The sequence below is a fragment of the Pseudomonas farris genome, from assembly GCF_019145235.1.
Taxonomy (GTDB): domain Bacteria; phylum Pseudomonadota; class Gammaproteobacteria; order Pseudomonadales; family Pseudomonadaceae; genus Aquipseudomonas; species Aquipseudomonas farris.
Map to the genome: position 1 here is coordinate 1 of NZ_JAHSTV010000006.1, position 18,366 is coordinate 18,366.

At 59.8% G+C, this 18,366-nt stretch carries 19 protein-coding genes, 1 other RNA gene and 1 pseudogene; 7 read left to right on the forward strand and 14 right to left on the reverse strand.

Features of this window, described 5'->3' with window-relative positions; genetic code table 11:
- Positions 1–205: 205 nt before the first annotated feature.
- The 9 genes and pseudogenes from gcvH to KVG95_RS13625 form a co-directional block, all read right to left on the reverse strand.
- Positions 206–589: a glycine cleavage system protein GcvH gene (gcvH, locus tag KVG95_RS13585; protein WP_217856811.1), complete on the reverse strand. Its 384-nt coding sequence runs from the start codon at positions 587–589 to the stop codon at positions 206–208.
- A 49-nt stretch (positions 590–638) separates the two neighbouring features.
- Positions 639–1,721 (reverse strand): glycine cleavage system aminomethyltransferase GcvT, encoded by a 1,083-nt coding sequence (gene gcvT / locus KVG95_RS13590; protein ID WP_217856812.1) that lies wholly within the window; start codon positions 1,719–1,721, stop codon positions 639–641.
- A gap of 156 nt (positions 1,722–1,877) precedes the next feature.
- Positions 1,878–3,494 (reverse strand): ABC transporter permease, encoded by a 1,617-nt coding sequence (locus KVG95_RS13595; RefSeq protein WP_217856813.1) that lies wholly within the window; start codon positions 3,492–3,494, stop codon positions 1,878–1,880.
- A 177-nt stretch (positions 3,495–3,671) separates the two neighbouring features.
- The gene (locus KVG95_RS13600; RefSeq protein ID WP_123360961.1) at positions 3,672–4,676 is read right to left on the reverse strand and encodes an extracellular solute-binding protein; all 1,005 of its coding nucleotides are present in this window, start codon (positions 4,674–4,676) and stop codon (positions 3,672–3,674) included.
- 221 nt (positions 4,677–4,897) lie between these two features.
- The gene (locus KVG95_RS13605; RefSeq protein ID WP_217857055.1) at positions 4,898–6,115 is read right to left on the reverse strand and encodes a 2-octaprenyl-3-methyl-6-methoxy-1,4-benzoquinol hydroxylase; all 1,218 of its coding nucleotides are present in this window, start codon (positions 6,113–6,115) and stop codon (positions 4,898–4,900) included.
- A gap of 15 nt (positions 6,116–6,130) precedes the next feature.
- A pseudogene (locus KVG95_RS13610) lies at positions 6,131–6,220 on the reverse strand (tetrameric acyl-CoA thioesterase); the annotation flags it as partial.
- 22 nt (positions 6,221–6,242) lie between these two features.
- Complete coding sequence (gene ubiH / locus KVG95_RS13615) at positions 6,243–7,430, reverse strand: 2-octaprenyl-6-methoxyphenyl hydroxylase (protein ID WP_217856814.1); 1,188 nt, start codon at positions 7,428–7,430, stop codon at positions 6,243–6,245.
- On the reverse strand, positions 7,427–8,761 hold the full coding sequence (pepP, locus tag KVG95_RS13620) for a Xaa-Pro aminopeptidase (protein WP_217856815.1): 1,335 nt from the start codon (positions 8,759–8,761) through the stop codon (positions 7,427–7,429). The genes ubiH and pepP overlap by 4 nt, the downstream gene beginning before the upstream one ends.
- Before the next feature lie 27 nt (positions 8,762–8,788).
- A complete protein-coding gene (locus KVG95_RS13625) occupies positions 8,789–9,343 on the reverse strand; it encodes a YecA/YgfB family protein (RefSeq protein WP_008012538.1) in 555 nt (184 codons plus the stop codon).
- Between the two features lie 218 nt (positions 9,344–9,561).
- Here KVG95_RS13625 and KVG95_RS13630 point away from each other — a divergent pair, with 218 nt between their 5' ends.
- The 4 genes from KVG95_RS13630 (at position 9,562) to KVG95_RS13645 (ending at position 10,985) form a co-directional block, all read left to right on the forward strand.
- On the forward strand, positions 9,562–9,771 hold the full coding sequence (locus KVG95_RS13630) for a TIGR02449 family protein (protein WP_007899405.1): 210 nt from the start codon (positions 9,562–9,564) through the stop codon (positions 9,769–9,771).
- Positions 9,768–10,085: a cell division protein ZapA gene (locus KVG95_RS13635; protein ID WP_007942435.1), complete on the forward strand. Its 318-nt coding sequence runs from the start codon at positions 9,768–9,770 to the stop codon at positions 10,083–10,085. Before KVG95_RS13630 ends, KVG95_RS13635 begins: the two co-directional genes overlap by 4 nt.
- Before the next feature lie 30 nt (positions 10,086–10,115).
- Positions 10,116–10,294: non-coding RNA, 6S RNA (gene ssrS, locus KVG95_RS13640), on the forward strand.
- An 85-nt stretch (positions 10,295–10,379) separates the two neighbouring features.
- A complete protein-coding gene (locus tag KVG95_RS13645; protein ID WP_217856816.1) occupies positions 10,380–10,985 on the forward strand; it encodes a 5-formyltetrahydrofolate cyclo-ligase in 606 nt (201 codons plus the stop codon).
- A gap of 34 nt (positions 10,986–11,019) precedes the next feature.
- Here KVG95_RS13645 and KVG95_RS13650 read toward each other — a convergent pair whose 3' ends face one another.
- Positions 11,020–11,169 carry a hypothetical protein gene (locus KVG95_RS13650; protein WP_018927582.1) on the reverse strand — a complete coding sequence of 50 codons (150 nt, stop codon included), beginning with the start codon at positions 11,167–11,169 and terminating at the stop codon, positions 11,020–11,022.
- A 200-nt stretch (positions 11,170–11,369) separates the two neighbouring features.
- Here KVG95_RS13650 and KVG95_RS13655 point away from each other — a divergent pair, with 200 nt between their 5' ends.
- The gene (locus KVG95_RS13655; protein ID WP_217856817.1) at positions 11,370–11,822 is read left to right on the forward strand and encodes an EVE domain-containing protein; all 453 of its coding nucleotides are present in this window, start codon (positions 11,370–11,372) and stop codon (positions 11,820–11,822) included.
- A 132-nt stretch (positions 11,823–11,954) separates the two neighbouring features.
- Here KVG95_RS13655 and KVG95_RS13660 read toward each other — a convergent pair whose 3' ends face one another.
- Entirely contained in the window at positions 11,955–12,362 is a 408-nt protein-coding gene (locus KVG95_RS13660) for a flagellar basal body-associated protein FliL (protein ID WP_038980837.1), read from the reverse strand.
- Between the two features lie 150 nt (positions 12,363–12,512).
- Between KVG95_RS13660 and KVG95_RS13665 the strand changes: the two genes are divergently transcribed.
- Both KVG95_RS13665 and glpT read left to right on the forward strand, forming a co-directional pair.
- Positions 12,513–13,490, forward strand: coding sequence for an NADPH:quinone oxidoreductase family protein (locus tag KVG95_RS13665; protein ID WP_122841051.1), 978 nt, complete (start codon positions 12,513–12,515; stop codon positions 13,488–13,490).
- Between the two features lie 219 nt (positions 13,491–13,709).
- Positions 13,710–15,059, forward strand: a complete 1,350-nt coding sequence (gene glpT, locus KVG95_RS13670) for a glycerol-3-phosphate transporter (protein WP_052964553.1) — start codon at positions 13,710–13,712, stop codon at positions 15,057–15,059.
- On the opposite strand, the gene KVG95_RS13675 is transcribed toward glpT, so the two are convergent.
- The 3 genes from KVG95_RS13675 to ubiD all read right to left on the reverse strand — a co-directional run bounded on the left by KVG95_RS13675 (position 15,035) and on the right by ubiD (position 18,348).
- Positions 15,035–15,703, reverse strand: coding sequence for a gamma-glutamylcyclotransferase (locus KVG95_RS13675; RefSeq protein WP_050682219.1), 669 nt, complete (start codon positions 15,701–15,703; stop codon positions 15,035–15,037). The genes glpT and KVG95_RS13675 overlap by 25 nt on opposite strands.
- 210 nt (positions 15,704–15,913) lie before the next feature.
- A complete protein-coding gene (locus KVG95_RS13680) occupies positions 15,914–16,882 on the reverse strand; it encodes a CDP-6-deoxy-delta-3,4-glucoseen reductase (RefSeq protein WP_217856818.1) in 969 nt (322 codons plus the stop codon).
- A complete protein-coding gene (gene ubiD / locus KVG95_RS13685) occupies positions 16,882–18,348 on the reverse strand; it encodes a 4-hydroxy-3-polyprenylbenzoate decarboxylase (RefSeq protein ID WP_217856819.1) in 1,467 nt (488 codons plus the stop codon). Before ubiD ends, KVG95_RS13680 begins: the two co-directional genes overlap by 1 nt.
- Positions 18,349–18,366 lie beyond the last annotated feature (18 nt).

The following is an 18,366-nucleotide window of genomic DNA, read 5'->3' on the forward strand; positions in this document are numbered from 1 at the left end:
AGAATCGGGCTTTGTCCCTCCTCCTCCCTTCAAGTCCTACCATACAAGCGGGCTTGCTCGCGAAAACGATGGGCCAGTCGACATATAGTTGAATGATTAATCGCTTTCGCGAGCAAGCCCGCTCCCACATTTAATCTCCAGCGCATCAAGTTAGCAGAGACAAAAAAGCCCCGAAAAATCGGGGCTTTTGGGGTAACGCTAAGGCTTACTCGCCAATAGCAGCCTTGTAGGCCACCGGGTCGAGCAGGTTGTTCAGCTCAGAGGTATCGCTTGGCTCGAGCTTGAAGAACCAGCTGTCATAAGGCGCGCTGTTGACCAGTTCCGGGTTGTTGGCCAACTCTTCATTGACAGCAATGACTTTGCCGGAGACTGGCGAGTAGATATCGGACGCTGCCTTGACCGACTCGACTACACCCGCAGCCTCACCGGCAGCGAACACTTTGCCGATTTCCGGCAGCTCAACGAACACTACGTCACCCAAGGCTTCCTGAGCATGGTCTGAAATACCCACTTTCACGCCGCCATCATGGTCTAGACGGGCCCATTCGTGACTTTCGGCATAACGCAGGTCGACAGGGATTTCGCTCATGTTCTGTGTCCTCAAGAAAAATGTCAGCGGTTATTGCCCGCCAAAAAAGTTAGATCAAAGTTTTGCCGTGGCGTACGAAGGTCGGTTTGACCACTCGAACCGGGTACCACTTGCCACGGATTTCCACTTCAGCGCGGTCGGCGGTGGCCACCGGCACGCGCGCCAGTGCTATCGACTTGCTAAGCGTAGGAGAGAAACTACCACTGGTGATCTCCCCTTCGCCAACATCGGCGATGCGAACCACTTGATGGGCCCGTAAAACTCCACGTTCTTCAAGGACCAGACCCACCAGTTTGTGCTGCACGCCGCTGGCCTTTTCCGCTTCCAGGGCTGTGCGGCCGATGAACTGGCGCGTGGCCGGTTCCCAGGCAATGCTCCAAGCCATGTTGGAGGCCAATGGCGAAACTTCTTGATGAATGTCCTGACCGTAGAGGTTCATGCCGGCTTCGACACGCAAGGTATCGCGGGCGCCGAGGCCGATCGGGGAAATACCCGCGCCCACCAGATCGTTGAAGAAGCCCGGAGCCTGATCGGCCGGTAGCACGATTTCCAGACCATCCTCACCGGTGTAACCGGTGCGCGCGATGAACCAGTCACCGTCGGTCTGACCTTCGAAATATTTGAGCTGCTGAATCAGCGTGCCACGGGACTGAGTCACCAGTTCGGCAATCTTGTGCCGGGCGTGAGGCCCTTGAATGGCCAGCATCGCCAGTTCGGAGCGCTCGTTGAGCTGCACCTCGAAGTCACCGAGATGCGCCTGCATCCAGGCCAGGTCCTGATTGCGGGTGGAGGCGTTGACCACCAGGCGATAACCGTCCTCGAGACGGTAGACGATCATGTCGTCGACGATGCCACCGTGCTCGTTGAGCATGGCGCTGTACAAGGCACGGCCGGGGCTGTGCAGACGTTCGACGTCATTGGCCAGTAAATACTGAAGCCAGGCCTTGGCCTGGGGGCCGTCAACATCGATCACGGTCATGTGGGATACATCGAAAACCCCGCAGTCGCGGCGCACCTGATGGTGTTCCTCGACCTGCGAGCCGTAATGCAGAGGCATATCCCAACCGCCAAAATCGACCATCTTCGCGCCGAGGGCGAGATGAAGGTCATACAGAGGCGTACGCTGTCCCATGGGTTTCTCCTTCCGGGCGTGGCGAAGGTGCGGACAGGCGCTGCACGGGGTGAAATGCCTTGAAATAAAAGACTTTCAGCCGTTTCAGCCACCCGGTCTGAAAGACGGACCGCACCGAATGCCGCGCATTGTAGCCGCAAGGTGTAGGACTGACACCTACGTGTTTCGATGCGCCGAACGTCGGATCAATCCGATGACCGGTAACAGCCCGACCAACACCAGGGTCAATGCCGGCAACGAGGCCCTCGCCCACTCGCCCTCGCTGGTCATTTCAAAGATACGCACTGCCAGCGTGTCCCAGCCAAACGGGCGCATCAGCAGGGTCGCGGGCATTTCCTTGAGCACATCGACGAACACCAGCAACGCCGCACTCAACGTGCCCGGAAGCAGCAGCGGCAGATACACTTTGAAAAACAGTCGTGGCCCACTAACGCCAAGGCTACGTGCTGCTTCGGGCAAAGAGGGCCGTATTCGCGCCAGGCTGCTTTCAAGCGGTCCATAGGCCACCGCAATGAAACGCACCAGATAGGCCAGCAACAACGCCGACAGACTGCCTAGCAGCAACGGTTTGCTCGCGCCGCCAAGCCAGCCCGACAGCGGGATCACCAGTTCGCGATCCAGGTAACTGAACGCCAGCATGATCGACACCGCCAGCACCGAGCCCGGCAAGGCGTAGCCAAGGTTGGCCAGACTGATGCCGGAGCGGATCGCCCGGGTCGGCGCCAATCGACGGGCAAAGGCCAGCACCAGAGCGACACCAACAGTGATCAACGCCGCCATGCCGCCCAGATAAAGGGTGTGGATGATCAATCCGGTATAGCGCTCATCCAGATCGAAGCGCCCGCGTTGCCAGAACCACACCACCAGTTGCAGCACGGGAATGACGAAGGCGCAGGCGAAGACCAGGCCGCACCAGCTCATGGCCGCCAGCGCCTTGACCCCGCGCAGGTGATACAACGCCTTGACCCGTGGCCGTTCGTTGCTCGCCCGGTTGGCCCCGCGGGCACGGCGCTCGCCATACAGCACGACCATCACCACCAATAGCAACAGGCTGGCCAGTTGCGCGGCGGTGGAAAGACTGAAAAAGCCGTACCAGGTCTTGTAGATAGCGGTGGTGAACGTATCGAAGTTGAACACCGACACCGCACCAAAATCCGCCAGGGTTTCCATCAGAGCCAACGCCACTCCCGCGCCGATGGCCGGACGTGCCATGGGCAACGCAACTCGCCAGAACGCCTGCCATGGGGATTGCCCAAGGACTCGCGCTGCTTCCATCAAGCCTTTGCCCTGGGCCAGGAATGCGGTACGTGCCAACAGGTAAACGTACGGATAGAAAACCAGCACCAGCACCAGAATCACACCGCCGGTGGAGCGCACTCGCGGCAGCCTCAAACCGCTGCCAAACCATTCGCGCAGCAAGGTTTGCACGGGGCCGGCGAAATCCAGCAGTCCGACGAAGACAAATGCCAGCACATAAGCAGGAATGGCAAAGGGCAGCATCAACGCCCAATCCAGCCAACGCCGCCCGGGGAATTCGCAGAGGCTGGTGAGCCAGGCCAGGCTGACGCCCAGCAGCGTTACGCCAAAACCGACGCCGAGGACCAGCGTGAGTGTATTGCCCAGCAGTCGCGGCATCTGGGTGTCCCACAGGTGGGACCAGATCTGCTGATCGATGGTTTGCCAGGAGAGAAGCAGGACGCTCAGGGGCAGCAGGACCAGCGCAGCAATGGCGAAGACCAGGGGATACCAGCGGCGTTGGGCGGGGTGGGCCAAGGAAAGCTCTCGTTTAAATGATTGTGCCCACGCTCTGCGTGGGCACACATCTTGTGACGCTCTGCGTCACGCCTCGACGCGGAGCGTCGGTGGATGCATTCCCACGCAGAGCGTGGGAACGATCAGGCCGGCAGGGACGCCGCCGACTTCATTCTGTGGCGCAGTATATCGACAGACTCAGTTCCAGCCAGCCCGATCCATCATCCGGATCGCTTCAGCCTGACGCTTGCCGGCAATTTCCACCGGCAAGGTGTCGGCCACAAACTTGCCCCAGCTCGCTACTTCAGCTGAAGGCTGAACGGCAGGGTTGGCCGGGAATTCCTGGTTCACGTCAGCGAAAATCTTCTGCGCTTCAGGCGTGGTCATCCACTCCACCAGCGCCTTGGCGGCTTCCGGGTGCGGCGCATGTTTGGTCAGGCCAATGCCCGACAGGTTGACGTGCACGCCACGGTCGCCCTGATTCGGCCAGAACAGCTTCACCGGCAGGTCCGGCTTCTGTTTGTGCAGACGACCGTAGTAGTAAGTGTTGACGATACCGACGTCGCACTGACCGGCGTTGATCGCTTCCAGCACGGCAATGTCGTCGGAGAACACGTCGGTGGACAGGTTATTGACCCAGCCCTTGAGGATTTTCTCGGTTTTCTCGGCGCCATGGACTTCGATCATGGTGGCGGTCAGGGACTGGTTGTAGACCTTCTTCGCCGTGCGCAGGCACAGGCGGCCTTCCCATTGCTTGTCGGCCAGCGCTTCGTAGGTGGTCAGCTCACCGGGTTTCACCCGGTCGGTGGAGTAGGCGATGGTCCGCGCCCGCAGGCTCAGGCCGGTCCAGGCATGGGAGGACGCACGGTATTGCAGCGGGATGTTGGCGTCGATCACCTTGGAAGTGAACGGCTGGAGGATGCCCATCTGCTCGGCCTGCCAGAGGTTGCCGGCATCGACGGTCAGCAGCAGGTCGGCAGTGGCGTTTTCGCCCTCGGCCTTGATCCGCTGCATCAGCGGCGCTTCCTTATCGGTGATGAACTTCACCTGCACGCCGGTTTTCTGGGTGTAGGCATCGAAGACTGGCTTGATCAGCTCATCGATACGCGAGGAGTAAACCACCACCTCGTCGGCGGCCTGGGCGGCGGTGCTGCCAATCAGGGTCAGGGCCAGTGCGGTCAGTAGACGCTTGGGTGCCAACATGGAAGCGGTCTCTCGAATGGGGAAGTGAGGGCAAATGATAAGGACTCACATTTCGCTTCTCAATCGAACAGTGAGTGGAGGCGTTACCGGATGTTGCACGGTTTGGGATGTGCGTTGAATGTGCCGCCGCCTTCGCGAGCAAGCCCGCTCCCACATTGGAATGCATTTCAAATGTGGGAGCGGGCTTGCTCGCGAAGAGGCCATCAGCTGCAGCGATGATGTCAGGCCTTGGCCAACGCCGGCAGATCCCCAATCAACCCAAGCGCCTCACGCACGAACAACGCCTTGGCCTCGGGCATTTGATCGACCATCTTCAACCCGGTATTACGCAACCAGCGCACCGGCAACGGATCGGCCTGGAACAGTCGCTCGAACCCTTCCATCGCCGCCATCAACGCCAGGTTGTGGGGCATGCGCCGACGCTCATAACGACTGAGCACTTTCACATCCGCCAACCGCTCGCCGCGTGCAGCCGCTTGCAACAGCACTTCGGCCAATACTGCGGCATCGAGGAAACCGAGGTTCACGCCCTGCCCGGCCAGCGGATGGATGGTGTGGGCCGCATCGCCGATCAGCGCCAGGCCTTCAGCCACATACCGCTTGGCATGACGCTGACGCAGCGGCACGCACAAACGCGGGTCAGCGCTGAGCACTGTGCCGAGGCAACCCTCGAAGGCCCGTTCCAGCTCCTTGCAGAAGCCTTCGTCGTCCAGCGCCATCAGGCGTTCGGCTTCGCTGGGCGTGGTCGACCAGACGATCGAGCACCAATCCCCTTGACCGTCCCGTTCCAGCGGCAGAAACGCCAGCGGGCCATTGTCGGTGAATCGCTGCCAGGCGGTCATTTGATGAGGTTTTGAGCTGCGCACGCTGGTAACGATCGCGTGGTGCATGTAATCCCACTCGCGAGTCGCAACGCCGGTCAGGCGCCGAACGGCCGAATTGGCGCCATCCGCCGCAATTACCAAAGGCGCTCGCAAGGTTCGGCCGTCGGCCAGGGTCAGCAGCCAGTCGTCACCGGAGCGGCGCATCTGCTCCAGACGCGCATTCGCCAGCATCCCGAGATCGCAGTCGTGCAGTCGATCGAGCAGAGCGTTCTGAACCACGCGGTTCTCGACGATATGCCCGAGCACTTGGGCATGGACGCTGGTCGCCGAGAAATGGATTTGCCCGGTGCCGCTGCCATCCCAGACGTGCATGTCGGTGTACGGACTACTGCGCCGGCTGACAATGCCATCCCAGACGCCCAAGCGTTCGAGTATTCGCTGGCTGGCAGCCGACAAGGCGCTCACCCGCGGTTCGAACGGAGCCTGCCCATCGAAAGGTTTGACGCTCAGGGGGCTACCGTCCAGCAGCAGGACTTCGAGCCCACTGTTTTGTAACGCCAGCGCCAGGGCACTGCCGACCATTCCGGCCCCGACAATCAGCAGATCTGCGCGCATTTCCATGCTTTAAGCCTATCTCGCTTGCGGCTTGAGCCGCACATAAAGGTTTTTCTCGACCCGCGTCACCCAAGTGCTCGCGCCGTCATGAATATCGACTTGCAGGTGCACCCTGCCCGGTTTTCGCTTAATCATCGGGACGCGTACCCAACCCCATGGCCTGCCGGGCGAACCAGCGCTTGGCCGGCGGCAGCAGATCGAGGCCGAGCAGCCCAATGTTGCGGCCCAGGGAAACCAGCGGCTGAGTGCTGCCGAACAAGCGGGTGACCTGATCGGAAAAACCCACGGTCAGGCTCTGGTCCAGACGCTGACGCTCGCGATAAGCCTGCAAGGTGGCGAAATCGCCGGGCCCGGTCTCGCTGCCCAACAAACTGTCGGCCAGCGCCTGGGCGTCACGCAACGATAGATTGAAACCCTGCCCGGCGATCGGATGCAGGCTGTGGGCGGCGTTGCCGAGGATCGCCAGATGCGGGCGGACTTGTTCCTCGGCTTCGATCAGCGACAGCGGATACAAATGCCGTGCGCCCACCTGTTTCAACGTGCCGAGGCGATAACCGAAGATGCCCTGCAACTCGCCGAGAAAACTGCGGTCATCCAGGGCCGCCAGCCGTTGCGCGTCCATGCCCAGACGGGTCCAGACCAAGGCGCAACGATTGTCCGGCAACGGCAGCAAGGCCATCGGGCCATCGTCGGTGAAACGCTCGAAGGCCATGCCGTTGTGCGCTTCACTGGGGGTGATGTTGGCGATCAGCGCGCTCTGGTTGTACGGGCGTTTCTTGATGCCAATCCCCAGTTGCTCACGCAAACCGGAACGGCCACCATCGGCGAGCACCGCAAGGTCGCATTCCAGGATGGTTTCATCGTTAAGGGTCAGGCGATAGCCGTCGGTCAGCGGTTCCATGCGGGTGACTTCCGCCGGGCAACGCCAACTGATCACGTCTTTGTCCAGACCTTGCCAGAGGCATTGGCCAAGCCAGGCGTTTTCAACCACATAACCCAGCGCCGGAACGCCCTCTTCCATCGCCGACAGCCGCGCGGTGGAGAAACGCCCACGGTCGGAGACATGAATCTGCTTGATCGGCTCGGCGCGGCGAGAGATTTCCTGCCACACGCCCAACCGTTGATAAATCTGCCGGGCACCGAAGGACAGCGCCGAAGAACGGGCGTCATAACTCGGTTGATAAGTGTCGCCGGGGGCAAACGGTTCGATCAGCACGATCTTCCAGCCACGGGCCTTGGCCCCGGCCTGCAACGCCAACGCCAAACTGGCGCCGACCAGACCACCACCGATGATTGCCAGATTGACTCGACTCATGCCGCTTGTGTCCGTGCTGCGGCCATCAAGGCCTCGATTTCGGCGACCGTTTTCGGCACGCCGTTAGTCAGGATTTCACAACCGGTTTTGGTGACCACCACGTCGTCCTCGATGCGTACGCCAATACCGCGCCATTTCTTTGCCACGCTCTGGTTGTCCGGAGCAATGTAAATGCCCGGTTCGACCGTCAGCGCCATGCCGACTTCCAGTACGCGCCATTCGCCGCCGACCTTGTATTCGCCAACATCGTGCACATCCATACCCAGCCAGTGGCCGGCGCGGTGCATGTAAAACGCTTTATAGGCTTCGCTGGCGATCAACTCGTCGACGTCGCCCTGCAACAGGCCCAACTTCACCAGGCCGGCGGTAATTACCCGGACCGTGGCTTCGTGCGCCTGATTCCAGTGTTTGTTCGGCGCGATCTCGGCAAACGCTGCTTCCTGGGAAGCCAGCACCAACTCGTAAACCGCCTTCTGCTCTGGTGAATACTTGCCGTTGACCGGCCAGGTGCGGGTGATGTCGCTGGCGTAGCAGTCGATCTCGCAACCAGCGTCGATCAGCACCAGATCGCCGTCCTTGAGCACCGCGTCATTCTGCTGGTAATGCAGGATGCAGCTGTTGCGCCCCGCCGCGACGATCGACCCATAGGCCGGCATCTTCGCCCCGCCCTTTCGGAATTCGTAATCGAGCTCGGCTTCAAGGCTGAACTCATGCAAACCGGCACGGCTGGCTTGCATCGCACGAATATGTGCCTGAGCGGAAATCCGTGCGGCTTCGCGCATCACCTTCACTTCTGCCGCCGATTTATACAGGCGCATGTCGTGAAGCAGATGATCCAGGGCAACGAATTCGTTCGGCGGCTGGGCGCCGAGGTGCGCTTTAGAGCGGATCACGTTGATCCAGTCCATCAGGTGCCGATCGAATTCCGGGTTGCTGCCCATGGCCGAGTACACCCGGTCACGGCCTTCGATCAGGCCCGGCAGGATGTCGTCGATGTCGGTGATCGGGAATGCGTCGTCGGCGCCGAAGTCGCGGATCGCGCCTTCCTGGCCGGCGCGCAGGCCATCCCACAATTCCCGTTCGGCATTACGTTCCCGGCAAAACAGCACGTATTCGCCATGCTCACGGCCGGGCATCAAGACGATGACGGCTTGAGGCTCGGGGAAACCGCTGAGGTACTGGAAGTCGCTGTCCTGACGGTAGACGTGCTCGACATCGCGGTTGCGGATGGCCACCGCGGCGGCGGGCAGGATGGCGATGCTGTTGGGTTCCATCTGCGCCATCAGCGCCTTGCGGCGACGGCTGTATTCCGATTTCGGGATATGAATCATGGGCAGATGGCTTTCCCTTGCACGCGATTAATGCAACGACGGTTTGGCAGCCGCTTCGTCGGTTTTCTTGGTTTCGGTGAACAGCAGCAACGGAGCGACGCGCAGGTACTCCATCACTTCCATGTAGTCGCTTTCGCCGTCGTCGGACTCTTCCAGCGCGTCCTGTACCTGGGCAATAGCGGCCAGATCCTGCAGCACTTCAGTGGCTTCAGTGCTCAAGGCATATTCACGGCGGGTCAGACCGAAGCCAGTAAGGAAGCCCTGGCACCACTGGCCCAGTGCAGCCGCACGCTCGGTGAGTGGCGCGTCGTCGGTCGGCAGCAGCAGAACAACGGTCATGTCGTCGCTGGTAAGCTCGCCCTTGACCATCTCTTGCAGGCCGATCAAGGCGTTGCGAACGTTGTCTTGTGGCTCGCCTTCGAGCAGCTCGGCGGCGTCTGCCAACCAGCTGTCGGCTTCGAAGCCGGCACCGGCGCAACTGCGGCCGAGCAACAGGCCATGCAGTTCGGCAGGCGAGACGGGATGGCCGCTGGTGCTCAGCAGGGTGGCAAAGGCTTGGTACGGAGAATTCTGAATGGGCATGGGCAGCTAGGCGCCAGACGGCGCTATGTCTAGAATGAAGGCCTTGTATCCTACATCGACAGACTCGCCAAGACTATTAAAGGCTGTCCGCCAGCCAGGGTCTGTACGAAACTCGCCGAGCGCCGATCAGGCGAGCCTGTTTTTAACGCAGCATGATCGACGCGCAGGCAGTTTCGTACAGGGCCTGCCATCCATCAGACACAAACTCAGTGGACACAATGGAAGACACCGACCTGCAAGCGCTGATGGCCAGACTCGAACTGCTAATTACTCGAGTCGAGCAACTAAAGAGTCAGAATGGACTCCTATTAGCTCAGGAAAAGAGCTGGCGCGAGGAACGCGCGCACCTCATTGAAAAAAATGAAATCGCCCGGCGTAAGGTCGAATCGATGATTTCGCGCCTCAAGGCCCTGGAGCAAGACTCATGAGTTCAAGCAATAGCGTTACCGTGCAGATCCTCGACAAAGAATATTCGATCATCTGCCCCCAGGAAGAGCGCAGCAACCTGGTGAGCGCTGCCCGTTACCTGGACGGCAAGATGCGCGAAATCCGCAGCAGCGGCAAAGTCATCGGCGCCGACCGCATCGCCGTGATGGCCGCGCTGAACATCACGCACGATCTTCTGCACAAGGAAGAACGCCCGGATGTACAGGCCAGCGGCTCGACCCGTGAGCAGGTTCGCGACCTGCTGGACCGCGTCGATCTGGTACTGGCAACCGATCCGGATGTCACCAAGGGCTGATTCGCGTGACCGCTTGGGGTATACTCGCATCACTCCCTGGGGTGCTTGCCAGTTGACGACGTCCCTGAGCCGATTCGCACTACCCTGGAGGTTGCACGTTGGGCTGGTGTGCATGTCCGCTAGACGGAAAGCCTTAAAGCCTACTGCATCTTCCACCTTGAACTTTCGGGTTCAAGGGCTAAGTCGACAGCGGTTCATCCGGGGAGCCTGATTCCAGTCCGATGCCGGTTTAAATACCGGCATCGGCTTTTTTACGGGTACGCTTTAGTACTCGCACTTGCGAAGCCTGAATCCATGACCGAACCTGCGCTGCTGCCCCGCCCGCAACTTCGACGCATGCTGCGCAAGGCCCGCCGCGCACTGACACCCTGTCAGCAGCGCGAGGCCGCTCGCGGGCTGTATAAGCAATTGGCCCAGCACCCGCTGTTCCGCCGCGCAAAACACATCTCTCTGTACCTGCCCAACGACGGTGAAATCGATCCGCACCTGCTGACGCGTGCCGCGCAACGTCGGGGCAAGGCGATTTATCTGCCGGTGCTCAGTGCCTGGCCGCGAACCAAAATGGTGTTCCAGCGGATTCATCCCGGCGAAAAGCTTAAACCCAACCGCTTTCGCATCCCCGAGCCTCGGCACAACATCGCTCGACAACGCAAAGTCTGGGCGCTGGACCTGGTGTTGTTGCCGCTGGTGGGGTTTGACGATGTCGGCGGACGCCTGGGAATGGGCGGTGGCTTCTACGATCGAAGCCTGGCGTACCTGGCGCGCCGCAAAAACTGGCGCAAGCCGACGCTGCTGGGCCTGGCCCATGAATGTCAGAAGGTTCAACGATTGGCTCAGGCGAGCTGGGATGTACCGCTGCAGGGAACGGTCACGGACAAGGCGTGGTATTTCGCGGACTAGACGCCACTGATTTCAGCGGCGTCGAAAGACAGGTTCAGCGCTTGAAGGCCGACGGCTGTTGCTGTGCGATCTCGACGGGAGCATCGGGTTTGTTGTTCCACAGGCTTTGGGCATAGCCGGTGGTCACGACACCAAGGCCGAATAAAATTACCAAAATCCATAGTAAATCCGGTTTGCGTTTCATCGATTGCCCCCCAAAGGCACATCAACACGATGACAGCAGCGGTTTCCGTTGTAGGTGTAGGCCGTGCAGCAGCGTCAAGCTTAGAAGGCCGGCATTTTGCGACAACGTGAACCTACACGCAAACGCTGGCGTCAACCGACCGTCGGTTTGTCATAAAATTGCCCGACCACTTGCCCACTCACCTCGCAAGGAGCAAAACCATGGCCTATTGGCTGATGAAATCCGAGCCCGACGAACTCTCGATCAAAGACCTGGAGAAGCTTGGCCGAGCGCGCTGGGACGGGGTTCGCAACTACCAGGCGCGTAACTTCCTGCGGGCCATGGCGGTGGGTGACGCGTTTTTCTTCTATCACTCCAGCTGCCCGGAGCCGGGAATTGCCGGGATCGGCAAGATTGTCGAAGCCGCGTACCCGGACCCGACGGCGCTGGAGCCTGAGAGTCATTACTTCGACCCGAAGGCCACTGCCGAGAAAAACGCCTGGAGCGCGATTGATGTTGCGCATATCGAGACGTTTCCCAAGGTGCTGAAGCTCGATTATCTGAAGCAGCAAACGGCGCTCGCCGAGATGCCACTGGTGCAGAAGGGTTCGCGGCTGTCGGTGATGCCAGTGACAGCCGAGCAGTGGGCGGCGGTGATTGCATTACGGGCATGAGCGATGTAGCGACAGCAAGAATGCCTTCGCGAGCAAGCCCGCTCCCACATTAAACCGAGTTGCTGGATAAGTACGCGGTCAACTGTGGGAGCGGGCTTGCTCGCGAAAGGGTTAGCCCGGACAGCAAAAGACTTATTGAATGATCAGGTTGTTGAACAACAAATCCTCAACCACCGGCTTGCCGGTCTCGTCGTTCATCACTTGCTGAGTCTGCTTCAAGGCTTCCTGACGCAGTTTTTCCTTGGCTTCAACATTGTTCATGGCTTCAGTGGTCTGCTGCGCAAACAACGCCACCAGCTGATTGCGGATCAATGGCTCATTGGCCTTCACCGCTTTGGTCGCTTCTTCACCGGTCACCCGCAACGCCACATCGGCCTTGTAGACCTTGAGCTTCGGCGTGCCGTCCAGCCCATAGTTGCCCACGAATGGCGGGCTCAGGGTGATGTAATTGACCTTCGGGGCTTCACCTTCTTTGGCTTCTTCGGCCATCGCTGCCACAGGCAGAGACAGGGCCAGCAACAACATGATCCACGCTTTCACAATTCGCTCCTTATCCGGTTTGCGGCCAAGCATAACGACCCGCCGCTCAAGCACAAGCTTATGGCTGACTATCAGGGTCGGGCATGCTCGTTGACCCAATGACTCACACACCTACACTTATCGGCCATCACTCCCAAAGGAATAGCCCTGATGAAAGCCGTGCTGTGCAAAGCCTTCGGCCCTGCCGAATCGCTGGTGCTGGAAGACGTCGCCAGTCCTGTCGCGAAGAAGAATGAAATCCTGCTGGACGTGCACGCGGCTGGGGTGAATTTCCCGGACACGTTGATCATCGAGGGTAAATACCAGTTCAAACCGCCCTTCCCGTTTTCGCCGGGGGGCGAAGCGGCCGGGGTGGTCAGCGCGGTGGGCGAAAAGGTCAGTCACCTCAAGGTCGGTGACCGGGTCATGGCCCTGACTGGCTGGGGCAGCTTTGCCGAGCAGGTCGCGGTGCCGGGCTACAACGTGCTGCCGATCCCGTCATCGATGGACTTCAACACTGCTGCCGCATTCAGCATGACCTACGGCACTTCGATGCACGCCCTCAAGCAACGGGGCAACCTGCAACCCGGTGAAACCTTGCTGGTGCTCGGCGCTTCCGGTGGCGTCGGCCTCGCCGCCGTGGAAATCGGCAAAGCCATGGGCGCTCGCGTCATAGCCGCCGCCAGCAGCGCGGAAAAACTCGCGGTAGCCAAGGCCGCCGGCGCCGATGAGTTGATCAACTACAGCGAAACCAGCCTCAAGGACGAGATCAAACGCCTGACCGATGGCCAGGGCGCCGACGTGATTTACGATCCGGTGGGCGGCGACCTGTTCGACCAGGCCATCCGCGCCATCGCCTGGAACGGCCGTCTTTTGGTGGTCGGTTTCGCCAGCGGACGAATCCCTGAGCTGCCCGTGAACCTGGCACTGCTCAAAGGCGCAGCGGTGGTCGGCGTGTTCTGGGGCTCCTTCGCCCAGCGCCAACCACAGGACAACGCGGCGAACTTCCAGCAACTGTTTGGCTGGTTTGCCGAAGGCAAGTTGAAGCCGCTGGTGTCCCAGGTTTATCCCCTGAGCAATGCGGCGCAGGCCATCAATGATCTTGGCCAGCGCAAGGCGGTCGGGAAAGTGGTGGTTCAGGTTCGCTGATCGTTTACTCACCTACTTGATCTAAACCGGGTCCTAGCCCTGCGACCCGGTTCCGCCATCCTCATACCGTCCTGCATTTATATATGAGCGACATGTTCATAAAAGAACATGCGATCTCCAACATTTCCCCTGTTTGGCCGATGTGAAGCGGTGCTATTTTCGGTAACGAAACTGTAACATTCGCATCCGCAGTCAAAACAAGAAATCTGGAGCTCTTGAATGTTTGCTTTCTTTCGTCCTGCCGCACATCAGGCTCCATTGCCTGAAGAAAAAATAGACGACACCTACAAACGACTTCGCTGGCAGATCTTCGCCGGGATTTTCATTGGGTATGCGGGTTACTACTTGCTGCGCAAGAACTTCACCCTGGCATTCCCGGATCTGATCGCCCAAGGCTATACAAAAGGCCAACTCGGGGTGGCGATGTCGGCGATTGCGATCGCCTACGGCCTTTCCAAGTTTTTGATGGGGATTGTGTCCGACCGCTCCAACCCTCGTTACTTCCTGCCCTTTGGCCTGATCGTGTCCGCCGGGGTGATGTTCGTATTCGGTTTCGCACCCTGGGCGACGTCCAGCGTGACCATGATGTTCATCCTGCTGTTCATCAACGGCTGGGCGCAAGGCATGGGTTGGCCACCGAGCGGGCGCACCATGGTGCACTGGTGGTCGCAGAAAGAACGCGGCGGTGTGGTTTCGGTATGGAACACCGCGCATAACGTCGGCGGCGGCTTGATTGGTCCGCTGGCGATACTCGGCATGGGCTGGTTCAACGATTGGCACAGCAAGTTCTATGTGCCGGCTGCGGTGGCGTTGCTGGTCGCTGTATTTGCCTTCATTGTCATGCGCGATACCCCGCAATCGACGGGCTTGCCGCCCATCGAGAAGTACAAGAACGATTACCCGGAAGGCTACGACGCCAGCCACGAAGAAGAATTCAGCGCCAAGGACATCTTCGTCAAATACGTGCTGCGCAACAAAATGCTCTGGTTCATCGCGCTGGCTAATGTCTTCGTCTACTTGTTGCGCTACGGCATTCTGGATTGGGCGCCGACCTACCTTAAAGAGGTCAAGCACTTCGACTTCGACAAGACATCCTGGGCTTACTTCCTGTACGAGTGGGCAGGCATTCCCGGCACGCTGCTGTGCGGCTGGATGTCGGACAAGATCTTCCGGGGCAACCGTGGCCTGACGGGCATGGTGTTCATGGCACTGGTGACCGTTGCAACGATCGTTTACTGGCTGAATCCGCCGGGTAACCCGATGGTCGACATGATCTCGCTATTCGCGATCGGCTTCCTGATCTACGGCCCGGTGATGCTGGTCGGCCTGCAAGCGCTGGAGCTGGTACCCAAGAAAGCAGCGGGCACGGCTGCCGGTTTTACCGGTCTGTTTGGTTATCTGGGTGGTTCAGTCGCGGCCAGCGCCCTGATGGGTTACACGGTGGACTATTTCGGCTGGGATGGCGGCTTCATCCTGCTGGTCGTCGCCTGCCTGCTGGCGATGGCGTTCCTTGCACCCACCCTGGGTCACAAGAACGTCGCCAGTCAGAGCCGCGAAGCGATCGCCTGATCGGCCTTTGATTTGCAGCGCTTGAGCCGCGCCTCCAGATTCCGGTCTGGCATGGCGTGGCTACGCAGGGCGTGCGCAGTCTGCTCGACATACTCGCGAGTGGTGCCATAACGCCCGCAAGCGCTTTCGAACACCTGGCTCAGCACATGATCCGGCAAGTTGCCGGCATAGCTGGGCAGGTGCCGCTCCAATACAAATCCCAATGCCTGAACCTGGCTTCCGTCTTCAAGACGGCAGTTAAGCCAATGTGGGCGATAGGACGGAAATGGCATTTCACGCTGCCAGAGCGCATAAAGCGAAGCTTCGAGTTGTTCTTCGGGCAAGCGATAGGCAAACCCGCTGCATGAGCCGCCGCGATCCAGGCCAAACACCAGCCCGGGCACTTCCGGCGTACCGCGATGTTCGTGGGACCACAGGTATAAACCGCGATGGTAGCCATGCACGCGACCGCGCACTCGCTCAACCGCTGCACATTCAGGGCGCCATATCAGCGAACCATAAGCGAATAGCCAGACCGGCCCACCCTTGTGGCGCGCCATGGTCGATTGCATCGAGCCGAGTAATTGTTCGTGCGTGAGCTGCGGCCCCAGATCGAGCCGCGGAGGGTAAGCCAGATTCAAAAAAGCAGATTCAATGGCGCTCATGGCGAATAGCGTTCAGCTCCCCGCGGGTAAAGAATTACTTAATAGAACGCACCGCTGTAACAATAAGGCACATATGTTTTAAGGCAATTTAAGTGCCATGGCGGCGCTCTGAAACTTATTGCCTGAATAAGATATAACCTACCGGCATTTATATAAATCTATAAATACCGATCGGCTATATGGGGAGTTATAACGATTTAAAATCGAGGATCAAGATCGGGGCGCATAAGCGAAAACATCCGCGCGCATTTGATGGGCATCCATCCCCGCTTCGACCAGCGCATCCAGCGTGCCATAGACCATCGCCGGAGAGCCGCTGGCGTAGACGTGCAGGGCTTTCAGATCAGGGAAGTCTTCACACACCGCCTCATGCAACATGCCGCAGCGCCCTCCCCAGCCGCATTGATCGCTGACGACTTTATGCAGGAACAGATTGGGCAGCTTCAACCATTCGTCCCAATGCTCAATGTCATAAAAGTCTTCGGGACGACGCACACCCCAATACAGATGCACCGGATGCTTGAAACCCGTGGCCCGGCAATGTTCGATCAGACTGTGGATCTGGCCCATGCCGGTACCGGCAGCAATCAGTACCAGTGGACCGTCCGGCAATTCCGCCAGATGGGTGTCGCCGAATGGCATCTCGATGCGCACCATCGAGTTGCGCTGAAGCTGTTCGATCAGGCTCAGCGCACTGCTTTCGCGCGCCAGCACGTGAATTTCCAGATCGCGGCCGGAATGCGGTGCAGAGGCCAGGGAGAAAGCGGACTTCTCGCCGTTCTCACGCTCGATCATCAGGTACTGACCGGCGTGATAGCGCGGCGACTTGCCCGCAGGCGCACGCAGACGCACGCGCCAGGTATCGCCGCCGACGTCTCTACATTCAATGACCTGACACGACACGCTGCGCACCGGCAACTCTCCCAGCGCGAGCACGCCATCCCACAGCACGATGCAGTCTTCCAGCGGCTCTGCAATGCAAGTGTAGAACTCGCCGTGGTCGCGCACATCGCCGGCCTGTTCGACCCGCCCTTCCACCAGCAACGCGCCGCACACATGGCAATTGCCGTTGCGACAGCTCTGCGGGCATTCATAGCCCAGGCGCCGCGCGCCATCGAGAATACGCTCGCCGGGCAGAATCTCTAGCACTGCTCCGGAGGGCTGCAAGGTTACACGCATCAATCTATTCCTAACTGATTCCAGATGGCATCGATCCGTTGGGTAACGGCTTCATCCTTGACGATAACCCGGCCCCACTCGCGAGTGGTTTCGCCTGGCCATTTATGCGTGGCATCGAGCCCCATCTTCGAGCCCAAGCCGGAGACCGGCGAGGCGAAGTCCAGGTAGTCGATCGGCGTGTTGTCGATCATCACCGTGTCACGCTTGGGGTCCATGCGCGTGGTGATGGCCCAGATCACGTCGTTCCAGTCCCGTGCGTTGATATCGTCGTCGGTGACGATAACGAACTTGGTGTACATGAACTGTCGCAAAAACGACCAGACACCGAGCATTACCCGCTTGGCATGGCCGGGATACGACTTCTTCATGGTCACGATGGCCATGCGGTACGAACAGCCTTCGGGCGGCAGGTAAAAGTCGGTGATCTCCGGAAACTGCTTTTGCAGGATCGGCACGAACACTTCGTTCAGCGCCACTCCGAGAATCGCCGGCTCATCCGGTGGACGGCCCGTGTAGGTGCTGTGGTAGATCGGCTTGATCCGGTGGGTGATGCGCTCGACTGTGAACACCGGGAAGCTGTCGACTTCGTTGTAGTAGCCGGTGTGGTCGCCGTATGGACCTTCATCGGCCATTTCGCCCGGATGGATCACGCCTTCGAGGATGATCTCGGCGGTGGCCGGCACTTGCAGGTCATTGCCGCGGCACTTCACCAGCTCGGTGCGGTTACCGCGCAACAGACCGGCGAAAGCGTATTCGGAGAGGCTGTCCGGCACCGGCGTCACGGCGCCAAGAATGGTTGCCGGGTCAGCGCCCAAGGCCACAGATACCGGGAACGGCTGGCCAGGGTGTTTCTCGCACCACTCACGGTAGTCCAGCGCGCCGCCACGATGGCTCAGCCAGCGCATGATCACCTTGTTGCGGCCGATCACTTGCTGACGGTAGATGCCGAGGTTCTGGCGATCCTTGTTCGGCCCCTTGGTGACGGTCAGGCCCCAAGTAATCAGCGGACCGACGTCGCCCGGCCAGCAAGTCTGTACCGGCAACATCGCCAGATCGACATCGTCGCCTTCGATGATCACTTCCTGGCAGATCGCGTCTTTGACGACTTTCGGCGCCATGGCAATGATCTTGCGGAAGATCGGCAGCTTCGACCAGGCGTCCTTCAGGCCCTTCGGCGGCTCGGGCTCCTTGAGGAACGCCAGCAGCTTGCCGATTTCGCGCAATTCGCTGACCGCTTCTGCGCCCATGCCCAGCGCCACGCGCTCGGGGGTGCCGAACAGGTTGCCGAGTACTGGAATGTCATAACCGGTAGGGTTTTCGAAAAGCAGCGCAGGGCCCTTGGCGCGCAACGTGCGATCGCAGACCTCGGTCATTTCGAGCACTGGGGACACTGGAACCTGGATGCGCTTGAGTTCGCCGCGCTTTTCCAGGCCGCTGATAAAGTCGCGCAAGTCGCGATACTGCATGCGTGAGCCTCGTGTTGG